General features: G+C 63.6%; 1 protein-coding gene and 1 pseudogene. Both read right to left on the bottom strand.

Going from position 1 to position 1,168, the window contains the following annotated elements:
• Positions 1-933 (bottom strand): annotated as a pseudogene (locus G6N73_RS37840) (hypothetical protein); the annotation flags it as partial.
• The coding region (locus G6N73_RS35780) for a hypothetical protein (protein WP_165034560.1) at positions 926-1,168 on the bottom strand (243 nt) is incomplete at its 5' end. The pseudogene G6N73_RS37840 and the gene G6N73_RS35780, both read right to left, overlap by 8 nt.

Genomic DNA, 1,168 nt, shown 5'->3' with positions numbered 1-1,168 from the left:
TACAAGAACGGTGACGCTGCGGCCTTCCAGCAGCGCGACGACCAGACGGTCCGGCCCGTTGTTTTCTGCGGTCGCTTCCGGCCCACCGCTTGTCGCGCTCGTGTCAGCGAAAACGTCACCCGGCGAGGCCTGACCAGCCGTCGCCACCAGCCCGGCCACTACCGCGGCAAGGCTCGCCACCTCACCGCCCGGCCGAACGCGAACGACGGCCCGGGCATCGGCATCCAGACGGGATGGCCGCGCCGAGAGCATGAGCAACCTGGTCTGCCGCCGCCGCGCGCCGCCCCGCAACAGATACTCGGTGACCGGATTTTCCTCGGTCACATTGCCACCGACGACCAGAACGCACTCGTTGCCAATCACCTCTTCCAGCGGCGCGCGGCTGTAGAAGCCGGCCAGCAACGGGCCGAGCGTATCGAAGGGCGTGGACCAGCGCGACGTGCAGTCGATGTTGTTGGTCCGGAATACCGTCCGCATCAGCTTCTGGAACTGATAAAGCATCCCGGCGCGGATCGCCTGCTCGCTGCGCTGGGCGAAGACCAGATAGGCAGAGGCAAACGCCATACTTTCCCAGAACAGGAACAGGGTCAGGTAGTCGCCAGCGAATACCACACCGAGCGCGCTGCCGACGTAGATGAACGCCGCCACATGCTGGCCGGCACGTGTCAGGTGCAGCGCGTAGACCATGCCGATCAGCGCCATGATGGCGAAGACTGTGGCGAAGACGATGCTCAGCTTGTCGACTTTCGCAATCAGGATTTCCTGCCCGATGAACTGCGCCGCGCCGTAGCTGCCCGGCTGCATCGTGAGCACGGCAAGGATCGCCAGCGCCGGGATCAGCAGCAGGTAAGCCTTCCGGATTGACCCTTTCAGGAAAGGGATCGGCAGGGCGCCGACAATGAAGATGAGGGCGGGATGGACGAAGTCAGTCATAATAGTCCTCGCGCCGCATCAGGCCGCCCTGATGGCCGAGGAACTTGGAAACGAAAATCAGCAGCGCGCAGGAGCCGAAGCCGTAGATGGCGGACCAGCCAGGCAGACGGTCCCACAGGTATTCGGCGTGTTGGCGGGAGACCAGAAAGTCGGCGATGACGATCAGAACGAGCACCAGATAAAACAGCCGGCGGCGCTGGTTCGCATGTCTGCCGTCACCAAAGAAATCGACGAC

The organism is Allomesorhizobium camelthorni, assembly GCF_011045125.1.
Classification (GTDB): Bacteria; Pseudomonadota; Alphaproteobacteria; order Rhizobiales; family Rhizobiaceae; genus Allomesorhizobium; species Allomesorhizobium camelthorni.
Note: the sequence above shows the minus strand (reverse complement) of the source record. Positions and strands in the feature narration are given on the sequence as shown.